The following is a 16,769-nucleotide window of genomic DNA, read 5'->3' as shown; positions in this document are numbered from 1 at the left end:
CGCTCAGGCCAGCGCTTCTTCGAGCAACTGCGCCTCGGCTTCGGCCAGAATCTCGTCGGCGCCCTCGCCGTAGACCCGTTCGCGCCCGATCTCGAGCATCACGGAGACGGAGAGCGGCGAGACGCGATCGAGCGCCTTGTGGATGATTCGCCCCTGGATGCGCCTCAACATCATACCGAGGCGCTTCACGTCGAGGAGTCCGGTTGCCGCATCCTGCCGCGCCGCCTTGAGCAGGAGGTGGTCCGGCTGGTGCTTGCGCAGCACGTCGTAGACCAGATCGGTGGAGATCGTGACCTGCCGGCCGGTCTTGGCCTGGCCGGGATAGCGCCGCTCGATCAGCCCGGCGATCACGGCGCATTGCCGGAAGGTGCGCTTCATCATGGCGGATTCGTCGAGCCAGGCCTCGAGGTCGTCGCCCAGCATGTCCTCGGCGAACAGGGTCTCGAGGAAGTCCGGTTCCCGGCCGATGCGTTCGCCGACATCGCGGTTGAGCCAGATGGCGATGCCGTAATCGTTGGCGGCAAAGCCCAGGGGCCGCATCCGCGCCCGTTCCAGGCGGCGGGTGAGCAGCATGCCGAGGGTCTGGTGCGCGAGCCGCCCCTCGAAGGGAAAGGCCGTCAGGTAGTAGCGCCCGGCGCGGGGAAAGGTCTCCACCAGCAGTCCCGTGGGACCGGGCAGGACCGAGCGGGTCCGCTGCTGCAGGAGGTAGTCCGAAACCTGGCGCGGCAGCCGGTCCCATTCGAACGGATCGGCGATCAGGGCACGCACCCGCGCCGCCAGGAAGGTCGAGATCGGGAACTTCGCGCCCGCATAGGACGGGATCGCCGGGTCGGTGCCCGGCCCCGCGCGGGTCGCCAGGGCCTCGTCCTCGGACAGGCCCTCGAAGCGCAGCACCTCGCCGGCGAACAGGAACGTGTCGCCCGGCGTCAGGGTGTCGGCGAAGTCTTCCTCGATCTCGCCCAGCACCCGGCCACCGCGGGGCAGGATCGCGCCCGGCTTGCCGCGCACGCCGCGGGCGAGCCGGACCTTCACCTTGGCGGATTCGACGATGGTGCCGACGTTCATCCGGTATTGCTGGGCGATGCGGGCATCGCGCACCCGCCACAGGCCGTCCGGCCCGCGCAGGATCTTGGCGAAGCGCTCGTAGGCCCGAAGGGCGTAGCCGCCGGTGGCGACGTAATCGACCACCGCCTCGAAATCCTCCCAGGACAAGGTGGCGTAGGGGGCGGCCGAGACGATCTCGGCGTAGAGCTGCACCGCGTCGAAGGCATCGGCACAGGCCATGCCGAGGACGTGCTGGGCCAGCACGTCGGGGGCGCCGAGGCGGGCGTCGGGCGTATCCTGGGCGGCGGCCTCCACGGCGTCGAGGGCGGCCTGGCACTCGAGCATCTCGAACCGGTTGGCCGGCACGAGATAGGCCTTCGACGGCTCGTCCATGCGGTGGTTGGCGCGGCCGATGCGCTGCATGATCCGGCTCGCCCCCTTGGGGGCGCCGATATTCACCACGAGGTCGACGTCGCCCCAGTCGATGCCGAGGTCGAGGGTGGCGGTGCAGACGATCGCCCGCAGCTGGCCCGCCGCCATGGCGGCCTCGACCCGCCGGCGCTGGGTGGCATCGAGCGAGCCGTGATGCAGGGCGATGGGATAGTTGGCGTCGTTGATGCGCCAGAGTTCCTGGAAGGTGTACTCGGCCTGGAGCCGGGTGTTGACGAAGACCAGCACGGTGCGGTGCCGCCCGATCAGGTCGTAGATCGCCGGCATCGCCTGCCAGGCGGTATGGCCGGCCAGGGGCAGGGTGAGGCCGGTCTCCAGCATGTGGAGGTCGGGGGCGGCGCCGCCCTTCACCACCACGAGCTCGGCCATGGCCGGGCCGCCCTCTTCCGCTTCGGTGGAGGAGGGGGGGTGTTGAGGAACGAGATACCGGCGCAGCTCGTCCGGCTCGCGCACGGTGGCGGAGAGGCCGATGGCCGTGAGCCCGGGGCTGAGGCGGTGCAGGCGCGCGAGCGCCAGGGACAGGAGGTCGCCGCGCTTCGAGGTGACGAGGGCGTGCAGCTCGTCGAGGACGACGCAGGACAGGCTGGCGAAGAGGTCCGCCGCCTCGCGATGGGCGATGAGCAGGGCGAGCTGCTCCGGCGTGGTCAGCAGGATGTCGGGCGGTCGCGCGATCTGGCGGGTGCGCTTGTGCGAGAGCGTGTCGCCGGTGCGGGTCTCGACGCGGACGGGAAGGCCCATCTCGGCGATGGGCGCATCGAGGTTGCGGGCGATGTCGACGGCCAGCGCCTTCAGGGGCGAGACGTAGAGCGTGTGCAGGCCCCGCGGCTTCGCCGAGGCCGGCCGCGCCGCCAGGGCCGTGAGGCTCGGCAGGAAGCCCGCCAGCGTCTTGCCCGCGCCCGTCGGCGCCACGAGGAGCGCCGAGCGGCCGCCCCCGACGATGTCGAGGAGTTCGAGCTGGTGGGGCCGGGGCGTCCAGCCGCGCGCGGCGAACCACGCGGCGAAGCGTTCCGGCAGGGGGGATGCGACCGCGCGCTTGCTCAGGCCAGGGCCATCAGGAAGCGGTCGATCAGCTCCAGCGCCCGCTCGGTCATCGCCCCGGGATAGCGCACGAAGATGTGGCAGCCGCCCGGATAGATCGCCGTGTGTCCGCCGTTGCCGGCGGCCGCCCAGCGGGCCGACATGTACAGCGTGTCGTCGAGGAGCGGATCGTGGGTGCCCACGGTGAACAGGGCCGGCGGCAGGCCCTTCAGGTCGGCATAGACCGGGGAGACGTCGGGCCGGCGCCGGTCGATGCCCTCGCGGACGTAGTCGTTGGCGAAGTTGGTGAGGTCCCGGGTGTTCACCACCAGGCGCTCGTCGCCCCAGTTGCGCACGCTCGGGGTGAGGCCGAGGTCGAAGAAGCCGGCATTGAGGTTCGCTCCCCGGAAGGCGCGGGGCAGGCCGTGCCTGTCGCGCAGCCGCAGGAGCACCATCACGGCGAGCTGCGCGCCGGCCGATTCGCCTCCGATGGTCAGGGCGGAGATGCCGAACTCCGCCCGGCCGGGACCCGCGAGCCAGAGGGCGGCGGCCTCGCAATCCTCGAGGGCCGCCGGGTAGGGGTGCTCGGGCGCGAGGCGATACTCCACCGACAGGCAGACGAAGCCGCAGACGTCCGCGATGCGCTCCAGCCACGGGTCCTGCTCGTCGGCCGAGCCCCAGACCCAGCCCCCGCGATGGATGTGCAGGTAGGCGCCGCGCAGCTTCGACCATTTCCGCGCATCGGGGCGGATGACGCGCAGCTGCAGGGGGCCGGCGGGCCCGTCGATGGTCAGGATTTCGGCCCGGGCGCTGCGCGGCATGGCCGGCGAGGCCTGCGTGCCCTGGCGGCGGCGCGCCCGGACCTCGGTGATGGGGATCGACCAGGGATCCGCCTGCGCGGCATGCGCGGCCACGATCTCGGCGTTCAGGCGCTTAGTCTCGGGGTCGATCATCGCCGGATCGAACAGGGCGTGGTCGATCATGGAGCGGTTCGTTTCATGGACGGGTCAGTCTGCGGGGCGAGGGTCGGTCGGGGACGACGCAGATCGCATCGTTAAGATGGGACCCTGCACGCGACGGTGCCATCCGTCCCCCGTGCGAAAACGCCGAACGCTCTCGCATGTGTCGTGTTTCGTGCAAACTGTGTCGCCCGCGTCACGGTTCCGCCGGGTTCGCCGGGTTGAGAGGCGGTACCGCCCGGCCCGAGGGCACGGCCCGAAGACCCGGCCGAGAGCACGGTCAAGAACACCGCCAAGAACACCGCCAAGAACACCACCAAGAACCCGGCCAAGGACACGGCGAAGAACATGGCCAAGGATAGGACCCGATGACGCTCGACCACGATCCGCGCCGCCCGCCCCCCTACGGGGGGCAGCCCTATGCCGGCGCACCGATCCCGGAGCCGGGCCGGCGCTCGGCCCTGCGGCGCTTCCTCGGCGGCTCGCCCGCCGCCGTCTTCATGAAGCTCCTGTTCCTGTCGGTGCTGGTCGGCGCCGTGATGGCGACCCTCGGCGTCACCCCCGGCCTGCTGTTCTGGCACGCCTACGACGCGGTGCGGACCCTGATCGACCTCGGCCTCGCCACCTTCCACGATTTCGGCCGCTGGATCCTGGCCGGCGCGGTCGTGGTGGTGCCCCTCTGGCTCCTGTCGCGCTTCTTCGCGGTGTCGAAGTAGCGCGTCGCCCACGAGAAAGGGGCCGGTGTGTCCACCGGCCCCTCGGGAAAGTCAGGATGCGTACGGCGCGTTCAGCGCTGGACGATGACCTTCGCGCCGACCTTGGCGCGGGTGTAGAGGTCGGCCACGTCGTCGTTGGTCATGCGGATGCAGCCCGAGGACACGGCGGTGCCGATCGTCTCCGGCTCGTTCGAGCCGTGGATGCGGTAGATCGAGTTGCCGAGATACATGGCGCGGGCGCCGAGCGGGTTCTCGATGCCGCCCTTCATGAAGCGCGGCAGATCGGGGCGGCGGCGCAGCATCTCGGCCGGGGGACGCCAATCGGGCCACTCGCGCTTCATGGTGATGGTCTGCACGCCACCCCAGGTGAAGCCCGGGCGGCCGACGCCGACGCCGTAACGCAGGGCCTTGCCGTCGCCGAGCACGTAGTAGAGGCGCCGCTCGCCGGTGGAGACCACGATGGTGCCCGGGGCGTAGCCGCCGGCATAGGCGACTTCCTCGCGCTGGATCGCCGACATCTGCGGCACGGCCGAGGACGGAGCCATCGGGTCGGCGACAGGCAGGGAGGCGTTGGCGGTGGGGAGCGCGACGGGCTCGTTCTGCGGCCGCACCCGGATGACCAGGGCGTTATCCAACGGCTGACGGGTGAGCGGGTCGATCTCGTAGGCGGCAGCGGGCGACGCCCACGCGCCCAGCGCGCAGACGAGCCCGGTCAGGGCGGGGGCGAAACGGCGCATCGGAGCCTCTCAAAGGCGAACGTAGTCTGTGGAAACGACTTGGAAAACTTGACGCACGTTACGGTGCGAAGTGTGCCCAAGACGTAAACGCTCACGCTTCAAAGCCAAGCCGAATTCGCACTGCAACGACGCTTGCCGCCGCGTCGTGATTTCATGGCAACACCGTGGCACCTTGGCCGTGCGGGCGTCCCTCAGACGGCGTCGAGGCCGAGGTCGATGATCGGCGCGCTGTGGGTGATCCAGCCGCACGAGATCAGGTCGACGCCGGAAGCCGCCACCGCGCCCACGGTGTCGCGGTTGATCCGGCCCGAGGCCTCCGCGATGGCCCGCCCGTCGATCATCGCCACCGCCTCCGTGAGCTGCTGCGGGGACATGTTGTCGAGGAGCACCGCGTCGGCCTTCACCGAGAGCGCCTGCGCGAGCTGCTCCAGGGTGTCGACCTCCACCTCGATCTTCACGAGGTGGCCGGCATAGGCCCGGGCGCGCGTGATCGCCGGCACGATGCCGCCGGCGACGGCGACGTGGTTGTCCTTGATCAGCACGGCATCGTCGAGGCCGTAGCGATGGTTCGAGCCGCCCCCGGCGCGCACCGCGTGCTTCTCCAGGGCGCGCAGGCCCGGGGTCGTCTTGCGCGTGCAGACGATGCGGGCCTTGCCGTGGGGCCGGGCCGCCTCGACGAGGGAGGCGGTCGCGGTGGCGACGCCGGATAGGCGGCACAGCAGGTTGAGGGCGACGCGCTCGGCCGTGAGGATGGCCCGAGCCGGGCCGGCCAGGCGGATCACCACGTCGCCCGGCTTCACCCGGGTGCCGTCGCCCCGCTCCACCGTGACGGCGACGCTCGGATCGATCAGCCCGAAGGCAATCATCGCGGTGTCGACCCCGGAGATCACCCCGTCCTGGCGGGCGGCGATGACGCCCTCCAGGCGGGCGCTGGCCGGCACGATGGCGTCGGTGGTGATGTCGCCGGCCCGTCCGAGGTCTTCCAGCAACGCCGCGCGGACGATGGGCTCCACCATCAGGCGGGGCAGGGGAGGCAGCTCTGAGGGATCGGACATGGTCCAGCTTCCGGTATGGAGGACGAGGGCCGGCCCCGCCCCTGGGGACCGGACCGGGTTCGCGGGGCTCAGGCGGCGACGACGGCCCGGCCGGGCGCGACCGCCTCGGCCATCGCCCAGAGGTCGGACAGCGCCAGCTCGGTATGCACCGGCGCCTCCTGGGCGGGATGATCGCTGCGCCAGTGCGCGCCGCGGCTCTCCCGCCGCGACAGGGCCGAGGCCGCGATGGCGAGGCCGGTCAGGGCGACGTCGCAGCCGCCCCGCGCCGCCGGGGCGAGGTGGCGCACGGCCTCGGCGAGACCGTCCGCCGCGCGCACAACGCCCACCTGCCGCTCCATCACGGTGCGCAGGGCGTCGGGGTCGCCCTCGCTCCGGGGCGTCGCGGCCTCGGCGCGGGCCTGGCCCGGGGCCGGGACCGCGGAGGCGGCCTCGGCGATCGACGGCGCGAAGGCCATCGCTTCGAGCAGCGAGTTGCTGGCGAGCCGGTTGGCGCCATGCAGCCCGGTCGAGGCGACCTCGCCGCAGGCGAACAGGCCCGGCACGGTGCTGGCGCCGGTCGCGTCCACCTTCACGCCGCCCATGTGGTAGTGCGCGGCCGGCCGAACCGGGATCGCCTGGATTCGCGGATCGATGCCGGCCGCGGCGCAGAGGCCGGCAACCGTGGGAAACCGCGTGGCCATGCGGGCGCCGAGATCGCCGCGACAATCGAGGAAGACCCGCGCGCCGCGGGCCTGCGCCTGGAAGATGCCCCGCGCCACCACGTCCCGCGGGGCGAGATCGCCCCCGGCGATGCCCGCCATGACGGGCGCGCCGGTCTCGTCGATCAGCCGCGCCCCCTCGCCGCGCAGGGCTTCGGTGGCCAGGGGCATCGGATCGGCGCCGGTGGCGATGGCGGTGGGGTGGAACTGCACGAACTCCATGTCGCGCAGCACGGCGCCGGCCCGGACCGCCAGGGCGAGGCCGCGCCCGGTGGCCCCCCGCGGGTTGGTGGTCGAGGCATAGAGCGCCCCGACCCCGCCCGTGGCCAGAACGACGGCGCGGCCCGGCAGGGAGAAGCGCACGCCGTCGCGCTCGCAGACCACGCCGGCCACGGCGCCGCGGGCATCCCGCATCAGGTCGCGGGCCGAGGCCACGAGGATGGTGACGGAGGGCGTGCGCGCGACAACCCGGACCAGGGTTTCGAGCACCATCCGGCCGGTGGAATCCCCGCCGGCCCGGACGATGCGGCGGCGGGAATGTGCCGCCTCGAGGCCGAGGGCGAGGGCGCCAGTGGCGTCCCGGTCGAAGGGGGCCGCGAGGCCGACGAGCCAGTCGATCAGGCCGGGGCCGGCCTCGGCGACGCGCAGGGCCACGTCGGCCTCGGTCAGCCCGGCCCCCGCCGCCACCGTGTCGGCGGCGTGCAGGGCCGGCGCGTCGTCGCTTCCCATGGCGGCGGCGATGCCGCCCTGCGCCCAGCCGGTGGCGGTGCCGAACCCGAGGGGCGCGGCGGTGACCAGGGTGACGGGGCGCGGCGCGAGGCGCAGGGCCGTGGCGAGGCCGGCGATGCCGGCGCCGACCACGATGATCCGGTCCGAGCCCGGAAGCGCGAAGGAGACCGGGGCGTGCGCGTTCATCGCGTCCGCACCGCGAGCATGCGCTCCACCGCCATCCGGGCGCGCTCGGCGAGGGCGGGCTCCACCGTGACCTCCTCCGTCATGGTCTCCAGGGCGTGACGGATGTTCTTCAGGCTCATGCGCTTCATGTGCGGGCACAGGTTGCAGGGCTTGATGAACTCGATGTCCGGATTGGCCGCCGCGATGTTGTCGCCCATGGAGCACTCGGTCACGAGCACCACCTGCTTGGGCCGCTTCTCCAGGACGAAGTTCATCATCATCGCGGTCGAGCCCGAGAAGTCGGCCTCGGCGACCACCTCCGGCGGGCATTCCGGGTGCGTGATGACGGTGACGCCCGGATAGCTCTCGCGCACCTCGCGGATGTCGGCGGGGGTGAACTGCTCGTGCACCTCGCAATGGCCGGCCCAGGTCAGGATCTCGACCTCGGGCACCATCGCCTGGACGTTCTGCGCCAGGAACTCGTCCGGGATCATCAGCACGCGCGGCGCGTTCAGCGAGCGCACCACCTCGACGGCGTTGCCGGAGGTGCAGCACAGGTCGGATTCGGCCTTCACCGCCGCCGAGGTGTTGACGTAGGTGACGATCGGAACGCCGGGGTACTTCGCCCGCAGGCCGCGTACGTCCGCCGCCGTGATCGAGTCGGCCAGGGAGCAGCCGGCCCGGCTATCGGGGATCAGCACCGTCTTGCCCGGGTTCAGGAGCTTGGCCGTCTCCGCCATGAAGTGGACGCCGGCGAGCACGATGACGTCGGCATCCACGGTCACAGCCTCGCGGGCCAGCGCCAGGCTGTCGCCGACGATGTCCGCCACCGTGTGGAAGATCTCCGGCGCCTGGTAGTTGTGGGCCAGGATGACGGCGTTGCGGGTCTTCTTCAGTTCGAGGATCGCGGCGACGTCCTCGGCCAGGGCGGGCCACTCGATCGCCGGCACGTGACGGCTCACGCGGGCGTAGATGTCCGGCAGGGGAAAGCCCGCGGGAAGGCCTCGGGAAGCCGGGCCGATCGGGAGACTGGTCGCCGCCATTGACGCGTCCTCACTTATGCTCAAACTGAGCATTGTGCCGACTAACGTAGGCGGCCCCGATCGCGTTGTCCAGATATACAGGGTTTGAGCATAACGTTTTTGCGATGCGAAAATGACGCTGCACCGCGAATGTCATTCGGGTCCGGCAGGGGAGTCAGGCGGGGCGGCGGACCGGGCGCAGGCGGAAGCCCGGGGCCGGGCGCTCCAGCAGAACCTCGCGGCGGAAGCGCACCAGGCGGGCCGGGCGGCCGGTCGCGCCGCTGGTGACGTCGTCGGTTTCCTCCACCAGACCCTGCTGCGCCACGAGGCGGCGGAAGTTCTGCTTGTGCAGGTTGGTGCCGGACAGGGCCTCCACCGTGCGCTGCAGCTGGAAGAGCGTGAAGGTCGGGGGCATCAGCTCGAACACCACCGGGCGGTACTTGATCTTGCCCCGCAGGCGGCCGATCGCGGTGGCGAGCACCCGGCGATGGTCGAGGGCCATGGGCTGGCCGGTGATCGCGAGGTCGTCTTCGCGGGCCTCGCCGGACTGGCCCTGCGCCTCCGGGATCAACCCGGCCTCGAACAGCAGTTCGTAGCGCTCCAGCACCCGCTCCTCGTTCCAGGCGCCGCCGCAGAGGCCGAAGGTCAGGCCGAGGCGGTCCTCCCGCCGGCGGCGCAGCTTCGGGTCGGGGGCCTGCTCGGCCCAGGCCAGGAGCTGGGTCTCGATCTCGCCGAGGGATTCGGGCCGGCCCTCCCGCCAATCCTCCCAGGGCAGGTAGCGGTACCAGTTGCGCCAGGAGGCCTCCGCCAGTCCGCCGGGACGTACCTCGCGCACCAGGGCGAGATAGGCCACCGACAGGGAGTGCAAGCCGCCGGCATCGTCGCCCTGCCTGTCGCGGTCGCCGAAGGTGTAGAGCTGCTCGACGTAGCCGAGGCGCTGGTGGGTCTGGCGCTCGACCCATGCGCGCAGGCCGCGCTCCAGCGTCGGGTGCTCGGGCACCAGTGGCCCCGCCGGGAGGCCGTCCGAGCGGCCCGTGGCCTGGCCTCCGACCTGGACCGTGAGGGCGCGCGGCTCGCCGTCGGTGGCGGCGACGATGACGGCCACGAGCCCGACGGCGGAGGGATTGGAGAGCGCCCCCTCCGAATCCCGCTGGGTCTCCTCCGCCGTGGTCACGCGCCCCGATCCCCGCCGCTATCCGTCTGGTCCGCCTTGCCTACCCCTGCTCATGGCACATCGCGGCGGCGTGATGAATGTGGAAAAACCGCCGCGGCGCATTCGTCCCAAGGGGGGTATCGGTGCATGCGCCCCGAGTCGGGATCGGGGCGGACGCCTCAGGGCTGGCTGCGGGGTAGGGCGCGGGCGGGGTTGCCCACCACCGTGGCGCCCTCGGGAACGTCGCGGGTGACGACGCTGCCGGCGCCGATGATGGCGTGGTCGCCCACGGTGATGCCGGGGAGCAGGATCGCGCCGCCGCCGATCCAGACGTTGCGGCCGATCCGGATCGGGCGGGCGAATTCGAGGCCGGCCTCCCGCGGGCCGGGCTCGCGCGGATGGTCCGGCGTGAGGATCTGGACGCCGGGCCCGATCTGGGTGCGGTCGCCGATGCTGACCGGGGCGCAATCGAGGATGACGCAGCCGAAGTTCAGGAAGACGTGGGCGCCCAGGCTGATGTGCAGCCCGTAATCGCAGTGGAACGGCGGCCGGATCACCGCGCCGTCGCCCACCGCGGCGAGGCGTTCGCGCAGGAGGTCGCGGCGGATCGCGGGGGTCTCCGCCAGGGCCGCGTTGTAGCGCTGCATCCAGACCTTGCAGGCATGGCTGTCGGCGTGAAGCTCCGGGTCGTCGGGATCGTAGATCTCGCCGGCGAGCATCTTCTGCTTCTGCGTGCGGTCCATGCGCGGAGCGTGTCCCTGTCTGGCTGACGATCGGGTTCGGGGGTGGCAACGCGACACCGCGCCGGAAAGCTCCGCCCGTGCCGGAGCTTCCGATCGCGGCGGCGCAGCCCTACAGTGCGGCACACCAGCGACGGAACCGGGGAAACGCAGCGTGATCGGACGGGACGAAGCCATCGGACGGGGCCGGCCGGTCGACCTGCGGCTCTACGGCCTCCTCGATACCGGCGTCTCCGGCGCCGACGGCGCGCGCCTCGCCGCGATGGCGGCGGAGGCCGTGCAGGGCGGGTGCACGCTCCTGCAGTACCGGGAGAAGGCGATCGCGGATGCCCGGGCGGCCCTGGCCCGCATCCGGGCGATCCACGCGGCGCTGGCGGGCACGGGGGTGCCGCTCCTGATCAACGACCGGGTCGACCTCGCCCTCGCCGCCGGCGTGGAGGGCGTGCATCTCGGGCAGAGCGACCTGCACCCGGCCGAGGCCCGCCGCCTGCTCGGCCGCGAGGCGATCATCGGCCTCACCCTGAAGACCGGCACCCAGGCCGACGAGCTCTACCGCCTGCCGGTGGACTACGCCTGCATCGGCGGGGTGTTCGCGACGACGAGCAAGGACAATCCCGACCCGCCGGTGGGGCTCGACGGCCTCGCCCGCATCGTCTTCCGGGGGCGCCTCGCCCGCGGCGCCGCCTTCCCCCTCGGGGCGATCGCCGGCATCGATTCCAGCAACGCGGCGGCCGTCATCGAGGCCGGGGCCGACGGGATCGCGGTGATCTCCTCGCTCTTTTCCGGCGAGTCGGTGGCCGGGCGCGCCCGCGACCTGCGCTTCCGGGTCGATTCGGCCCTCGCCGCGCGGGGCGTCGCGGCCTAAGCTGCGGAAAACGCCAGGATCTCCAAGCCATGACCTTCATCGCCGTCACCATCGCGGGATCCGATTCGAGCGGCGGGGCCGGCATCCAGGCCGACCTGAAGACCTTCGCGGCCCTGCGGGTCTACGGGGCGAGCGTCGTCACCGCCCTGACCGCGCAGAACACCCGCGGCGTCCAGGCCATCCACGACGTGCCGGCCGATTTCGTGACGGCGCAGATCGACAGCGTGTTCTCCGACCTCGCCGTCGGGGCGGTGAAGATCGGGATGCTGTCGCAGGTGGCCACAATCGAGGCGGTGGCGGCCGGCCTCGCCCGCCACGCGGGCCGGATCCCGATCGTGCTCGATCCCGTGATGGTGGCGACCTCGGGCGACCGGCTGATCTCGGAGGCCGCGGTGGAGGCCCTGCGCCGCCACCTCCTGCCGCTGGCCGACCTCGTCACCCCCAATCTGCCGGAGACCGCGACCCTGATCGGCGAACCCACCGCCGAGACCGAGAACGCCGCCGTGGCCCAGGGGCGCCGCCTCCTCGCCATCGGGGCCAGGGCCGTCCTGGTGAAGGGCGGCCACGGCGAGGGCGACGAGAGCGTCGACCACCTGATGCGCGGCGACGGCACGCTCCGGCGCTTCGCCGCCCCGCGCATCCGCACCCGCAACACCCACGGAACCGGCTGCACCCTGTCGTCGGCCGTGGCGGCGGGCCTCGCCCGGGGCCTGCCGATGGTCGAGGCGGTCGCGCAGGCCAAGCGCTACGTCTCCGCCGCCATCGCGGGGGCGGACGGTGTTCCCGTCGGGCACGGCCACGGCCCGGTGCACCATTTCCATGCCCTCTGGGTCTGACCGCGCCTTGCGTCGCCCCGCCGTTTGCGTTTGAAGTACCGCACAAGCGTCCGGTTAACGGAACGGACGCGCGGATCTCGGAACAGATGGACGACCAGGTGACGACGCCCGAGCGCGGGCGGCAGCGGGACATACTTACCGGGGCGCAGGTGCTCTCCGGGCAGCTCGGCAAGACGATCCAGCGCCTGCGCAAGGCCTACAACCTGTCGCTGTCGGAGCTGGCCGAGCAGTCCGGGGTGGCCAAGTCGATCATCAGCCAGATCGAGCGCAACGAGACCAACCCGACCCTGGCCACCATCTGGCGCCTGAGCCAGGCCCTCGACGTCTCGATCGAGCGGGTGCTCGCGACGAGCGACGAGGAGCCCTTCATCGAGAAGACCTCCCGCGCCGATACGCCGATCCTGGTCTCGGACGACGGCAGGGTCCGCCTCGCCATCATCGGCTGGATCAAGACCGTCGAGTGGCTGCAATGGTACGACCTCACCGCCGATCCGGGCGGCGTGCTCGATTCCGACCCGCACCAGCGCGGCTCGGTGGAATCGCTGACGGTGACGTCGGGGCTGCTCGAGGTCGAGGTCGCGGGCACCGTCCAGCGCGCCCGGGCCGGCGAGACCCTGCGCTACCGCTGCGACCGGCCGCACACCGTGCGCTGCATCGGGCCGGAGCCGGCCAAGGCCATCATGGTCGTCATCATGAAGGCGGCCGTGATGGAATGAGGCCGGGAGGGCGTCGGCCCCGCGAGCCTCAGCGGCCGGAATTCACCCAGGCCACCATCTCGCCCAGCACCCGCGCCAGCGCGGCATCGAGGCCCACGGCGGCGGTGCCGGCATCGACCTTCTGCACCGGCACGCGGGCGGTGAAGATCCGCGCCGCGATCACCTTGCCCGTGCCCTCCGCGATGATCTTGGCGGAGATGTCGACCACCGCCTCGCCGGAACCGGCGGCGATGTCGAAGGCCCGGATCTCGCTGATGAGCTGGTAGTCGGACACGATCTTGTCGCCCGGGCGGCTCACCGACTTCAGGCGGCCAGAATTCTCCAGGCTCTGGATCAGCCGCGTCTGGATCAGGCGCGGCAGGCGGTCGGCCCATTGGCCGCCGCCGAGGAAGGACAGGGCTCCGCCCGGCTCGCGCACGATGATGCGGTCCGCCTCGAAGGGCTGGATGCCCACGGGCTCGGCCACGCTGAACGACCGAGCCGCGCCGACGGCCCGCCCGCTGGGGGGCAGCGCGGCGAGATCGAAGGTGAGCGGCACCGCGCCGCCGCCGCAGCCGCCGAGGCCGGTGGCGAGAAGCATCGCGACGAGCGCGGGGGCCGTCTGGTGAAGTGTCATACGCATTCCGGAAACCCGTCGCCGCACTGACGCACAGCGTGGCGGTAAACTAACTCAAGTCCGGAATGTTGCCGTGCGCCGCAGCACGCATGGCCGGGGAGCGGTTGCTTCAACGACCACCGTTGTATTCCGGCAACGATGGCTTGCCGCCGAAGATGACCTGCGACGGATCCCGCTCGAGGCTCTTCACCGTGCGGTTCAGGGTGTTGAGCGTGCGCTGGCCGTCGGTCGAGAGCGCCTCCACCTCGCGCCGTCCGGTGCCGCTCAGGCGGTTGAAGCTGGTGGCGATGTTCGAGGTCCGCTTGTCGAGGTTCTCGGAGAGGGTCCGGAAGGCCCGCCCGGCGTCGCGGACGGAGATCGCCGCCTCGCGCACCTCGGTGAAGGTGCTGGTGCCGGCCGAGCCGGAGGCCGAGCCGAGGAAGCCCTCGGCCCCCTTCAGGACGGCATCGACGCGGTCGGCGGAGGCGTTGAGCTTGGCCGCCAGGGACCGGGCGTCCTTGAGGGCGCCCTCGATGTCCGGGCTCCCGGCGGCGAGGGCGCTCGAAAACCGCTCGGCATTGTCGATCACGCGATTCAGCTTCTGGCCGTCGATCGCCTTCACGAGGCCGCTCACCGCCGGCCCGGCCTCCGCGAGGGTCTTCGAGAAGGTTTCCACGTTGGCCAGGGTCCGGGTGATCGCGCCCTCGTTGCCGGCCACCACCTTGTCGAGGCGCTGGAGCACGTCGTCGGCGCGCTGGGCGATCTGCTTGGCCGCCGCCATCATGTCCTGGATGTCGGAGCTGTCGGCGAAGATCGTCGGCATCTGGTCGCCCGAGCCCGGCGTCAGGGCCGGGGCGTCGGCGTTGCCGCCCGACAGGGAGATCGTCGAGACGCCGGTGAGCATCGCCGAATCGAGGCGGGCGCGGGTGTCGGCGCGCAGGGGCGTGGTGCGCTCGACCTCCACGATGGCGACGACGCGGCGCGGGTCCTGCGGCAGCAGGCGCACGTCCATGACCTCGCCGACCTTGATGCCGTTGAAGGCCACGGTCGAGCCCTTGGCGAGCCCGCCGACGCTGCCGGAGAACACGATGCGCACGGCCTGCCGGACCTGGCTCCGGGACCCGCCCTGCAGCCAGAACACGAAGCCGAAGGCCGCCACCAGGACCGCGAGGGTGAAGGCGCCGATCAGCGCGTAATTCGCACGAGTCTCCATCGGATCAGCAATACCTTGACGGGGTGGGGCGCGGGCGGTGCGCGGCGGCACGCCATGGGCGGCGGGCGTCAGGCCGGCGCATGAGACGTGCCGGGCGAGACGACCGCGCGCCCGCGCTTGCCGTGGAAGTAGGCGCGCAGCCAGGGATGGTCGCTCGCGAGCATCTCCGCGATCGTGCCCTGCGCGATGATCTGGCCATCGCCCAGGGCCGCGATGCGGTCGCAGGCGGTGTAGAGGCTGTCGAGGTCGTGGGTGACCATGAAGACGGTGAGGCCCAGCGTCTGCTTCAGGGTCGCCACGAGCTCGTCGAACTCCCCGGCGCCGATCGGGTCGAGGCCCGAGGTCGGCTCGTCGAGGAACAGGATCTCGGGGTCGAGGGCGAGGGAGCGGGCGAGGGCCGCGCGCTTGATCATGCCGCCGGAGAGTTCGGAGGGCAGCTTGTCGGCGGCATCCGGTTTCAGCCCGACCATCTCGATCTTCAGGCGGGCGAACTCGTCGAGGAGGCGGTCGGACAGGTTCAGATGCTCGCGCATCGGCATCTGGATGTTCTGCTTGACGGTGAGCGCCGAGAACAGCGCGCCCTGCTGGAAGAGCACGCCCCAGCGCTGCTCGATCTGGCGCCGCCGGGTCACGGTGAGGCCGTCCACGTCCTCGCCGAACACCTCGATGGTGCCGGCCCGCTTCGGCACGAGGCCGAGGATCGTCCGGGTCAGGACCGACTTGCCCTGGCCGGAGGGGCCGACGAAGCCCAGGATCTCGCCGCGCCGGATGTCGAGGTTCAGCCCCTTCATCACGATCTTGCTGCCGAAGCCGACCACGAGATCGCGCACGCGGATGATCGGCTCCGGCGCGACCGCGGGCGCCGGATGGCTGAGGCTCGTCTGCGGGTGCGGGGCGGACACGTTCGGGCCGAGCCTCAGAAATCGATCGCAGCGAAGAAGACGGCGAACAATCCGTCGAGGACGATCACCATGAAGATAGACTTGACGACTGAGGCCGTGACGTGGCGGCCCAGGGACTCGGCCGAGCCCTCCACGGCGAAGCCTTCGATGGTCGCGATGATGCCGATGATGAGCGCCATGAACGGCGCCTTGATCAGCCCCACCGCCACGTGGTGCAGCGAGACCGCGGCCTGCAGGCGCGCCAGGAAGGCGTCGACGGTCATGCCGCCGTAGAGCGAGGCGGTGAGGCCGCCGCCGGCCAGGGCCGCCAGGGAGGCGAGGAAGGTCAGGATCGGCAGGCCGATCACCAGGGCGAGGATCCGCGGGACGATCAGGATCTCGATGGGATCGAGTCCCATGACCCGCAGGGCGTCGACCTCCTCGCGCATCCGCATCGAGCCGATCTCGGCCGTGAAGGCCGAGCCGGAGCGCCCCGCCACCATGATCGAGGTGAGCAGCACGCCGAGTTCGCGCAGGATCAGGAGCCCGATCAGGTTCACGACGAAGCTCTGGGCGCCGAAGCGCTGGAGCTGGAAGATGCCCTGCTGGGCGACGATGCCGCCCACGAGGAACGAGATCAGCACGATGATCGGCACGCCCCGGAAGGCGACCTGCTCGATCTGGTTGACGAGGGCGGTTCCCCGGAAGGTGCCGGGGCGGGCCGCGACCCGGATGCAGGCGGTGACGACCTCGCCGAAGAAGGCGAGCCCCGTGACGAAATCCGACTTCGCGCCGACCACGCGCCGCCCGAGATCGTCGAGGAAGCCGAAGAGGCGGCCGCGCCGGGGCGGCGGCGGTTCGGCGGGGCGCAGCTTCACCTCGCTCAGAAGGATGCGGTGCTCGGGCGTCGCGCCCGCATAGGCCAGGCGCCCGCCGGCGGCCTCGATCTCCGCGCGGGTCCGCTCCAGCACCCAGGCGCCGAGGGTGTCCAGGCGGGCGACCCCGCTGAGATCGACGAGGAGGGCCGTGCCGGCGGCGCTGCCGGCGATGCGCGCGGCGGCGACCTCCACGGCCGCGCCCTGGTCGGCGGTCCAGCGTCCGGACAGGCCGACGCGACCGCCCGCGAGGATCGCGGCGTCGGCAGCTTCCGGAAGGGTCCTGATCTCGGCTCTAGCCAA

Annotated in this window: 16 protein-coding genes; 4 read left to right on the top strand and 12 right to left on the bottom strand. The window is 71.8% G+C overall.

Annotated features, from left to right (window positions below; all coding sequences use genetic code 11):
- Window positions 1-3: 3 nt before the first annotated feature.
- Both ASF20_RS00545 and ASF20_RS00540 read right to left on the bottom strand, forming a co-directional pair.
- On the bottom strand, window positions 4-2,535 hold the full coding sequence (locus ASF20_RS00545) for a ligase-associated DNA damage response DEXH box helicase (protein ID WP_056269981.1): 2,532 nt from the start codon (window positions 2,533-2,535) through the stop codon (window positions 4-6).
- Window positions 2,532-3,494 (bottom strand): alpha/beta hydrolase, encoded by a 963-nt coding sequence (locus tag ASF20_RS00540; RefSeq protein WP_056269978.1) that lies wholly within the window; start codon window positions 3,492-3,494, stop codon window positions 2,532-2,534. Before ASF20_RS00540 ends, ASF20_RS00545 begins: the two co-directional genes overlap by 4 nt.
- Before the next feature lie 344 nt (window positions 3,495-3,838).
- Between ASF20_RS00540 and ASF20_RS00530 the strand changes: the two genes are divergently transcribed.
- Window positions 3,839-4,186 (top strand): DUF6460 domain-containing protein, encoded by a 348-nt coding sequence (locus tag ASF20_RS00530; protein WP_056217156.1) that lies wholly within the window; start codon window positions 3,839-3,841, stop codon window positions 4,184-4,186.
- Between the two features lie 71 nt (window positions 4,187-4,257).
- On the opposite strand, the gene ASF20_RS00525 is transcribed toward ASF20_RS00530, so the two are convergent.
- The 6 genes from ASF20_RS00525 to ASF20_RS00500 all read right to left on the bottom strand — a co-directional run bounded on the left by ASF20_RS00525 (window position 4,258) and on the right by ASF20_RS00500 (window position 10,488).
- Entirely contained in the window at window positions 4,258-4,923 is a 666-nt protein-coding gene (locus tag ASF20_RS00525) for a L,D-transpeptidase (protein ID WP_056217160.1), read from the bottom strand.
- Between the two features lie 191 nt (window positions 4,924-5,114).
- Window positions 5,115-5,978 (bottom strand): carboxylating nicotinate-nucleotide diphosphorylase, encoded by an 864-nt coding sequence (gene nadC, locus ASF20_RS00520; RefSeq protein ID WP_056269696.1) that lies wholly within the window; start codon window positions 5,976-5,978, stop codon window positions 5,115-5,117.
- Between the two features lie 68 nt (window positions 5,979-6,046).
- Window positions 6,047-7,591 carry an L-aspartate oxidase gene (locus ASF20_RS00515; protein ID WP_056269693.1) on the bottom strand — a complete coding sequence of 515 codons (1,545 nt, stop codon included), beginning with the start codon at window positions 7,589-7,591 and terminating at the stop codon, window positions 6,047-6,049.
- Window positions 7,588-8,613, bottom strand: a complete 1,026-nt coding sequence (nadA, locus tag ASF20_RS00510) for a quinolinate synthase NadA (RefSeq protein ID WP_056269690.1) — start codon at window positions 8,611-8,613, stop codon at window positions 7,588-7,590. The genes ASF20_RS00515 and nadA overlap by 4 nt, the downstream gene beginning before the upstream one ends.
- Window positions 8,614-8,767: 154 nt before the next feature.
- On the bottom strand, window positions 8,768-9,766 hold the full coding sequence (locus tag ASF20_RS00505; protein ID WP_056269687.1) for a hypothetical protein: 999 nt from the start codon (window positions 9,764-9,766) through the stop codon (window positions 8,768-8,770).
- 158 nt (window positions 9,767-9,924) lie between these two features.
- A complete protein-coding gene (locus ASF20_RS00500; protein WP_056269684.1) occupies window positions 9,925-10,488 on the bottom strand; it encodes a sugar O-acetyltransferase in 564 nt (187 codons plus the stop codon).
- Window positions 10,489-10,639: 151 nt separating this feature from the next.
- Here ASF20_RS00500 and thiE point away from each other — a divergent pair, with 151 nt between their 5' ends.
- The 3 genes from thiE to ASF20_RS00485 all read left to right on the top strand — a co-directional run bounded on the left by thiE (window position 10,640) and on the right by ASF20_RS00485 (window position 12,902).
- Window positions 10,640-11,350, top strand: coding sequence for a thiamine phosphate synthase (gene thiE / locus ASF20_RS00495; protein ID WP_056269680.1), 711 nt, complete (start codon window positions 10,640-10,642; stop codon window positions 11,348-11,350).
- Window positions 11,351-11,379: 29 nt separating this feature from the next.
- Complete coding sequence (gene thiD, locus ASF20_RS00490) at window positions 11,380-12,186, top strand: bifunctional hydroxymethylpyrimidine kinase/phosphomethylpyrimidine kinase (protein WP_056217182.1); 807 nt, start codon at window positions 11,380-11,382, stop codon at window positions 12,184-12,186.
- Between the two features lie 86 nt (window positions 12,187-12,272).
- Window positions 12,273-12,902, top strand: coding sequence for an XRE family transcriptional regulator (locus ASF20_RS00485; protein ID WP_056217184.1), 630 nt, complete (start codon window positions 12,273-12,275; stop codon window positions 12,900-12,902).
- Window positions 12,903-12,930: 28 nt separating this feature from the next.
- Here ASF20_RS00485 and ASF20_RS00480 read toward each other — a convergent pair whose 3' ends face one another.
- The 4 genes from ASF20_RS00480 to ASF20_RS00465 all read right to left on the bottom strand — a co-directional run bounded on the left by ASF20_RS00480 (window position 12,931) and on the right by ASF20_RS00465 (window position 16,769).
- Entirely contained in the window at window positions 12,931-13,518 is a 588-nt protein-coding gene (locus ASF20_RS00480; RefSeq protein WP_244476276.1) for an ABC-type transport auxiliary lipoprotein family protein, read from the bottom strand.
- A 109-nt stretch (window positions 13,519-13,627) separates the two neighbouring features.
- The gene (locus ASF20_RS00475) at window positions 13,628-14,710 is read right to left on the bottom strand and encodes an MlaD family protein (RefSeq protein ID WP_056217193.1); all 1,083 of its coding nucleotides are present in this window, start codon (window positions 14,708-14,710) and stop codon (window positions 13,628-13,630) included.
- Between the two features lie 68 nt (window positions 14,711-14,778).
- Window positions 14,779-15,501: an ABC transporter ATP-binding protein gene (locus tag ASF20_RS00470; protein WP_347379762.1), complete on the bottom strand. Its 723-nt coding sequence runs from the start codon at window positions 15,499-15,501 to the stop codon at window positions 14,779-14,781.
- Window positions 15,502-15,626: 125 nt separating this feature from the next.
- A complete protein-coding gene (locus tag ASF20_RS00465) occupies window positions 15,627-16,769 on the bottom strand; it encodes an MlaE family lipid ABC transporter permease subunit (RefSeq protein WP_056217196.1) in 1,143 nt (380 codons plus the stop codon).

The organism is Methylobacterium sp. Leaf88 (assembly GCF_001422795.1).
Classification (GTDB): domain Bacteria; phylum Pseudomonadota; class Alphaproteobacteria; order Rhizobiales; family Beijerinckiaceae; genus Methylobacterium.
This window is presented reverse-complemented; position numbering and strand designations above follow the sequence as displayed.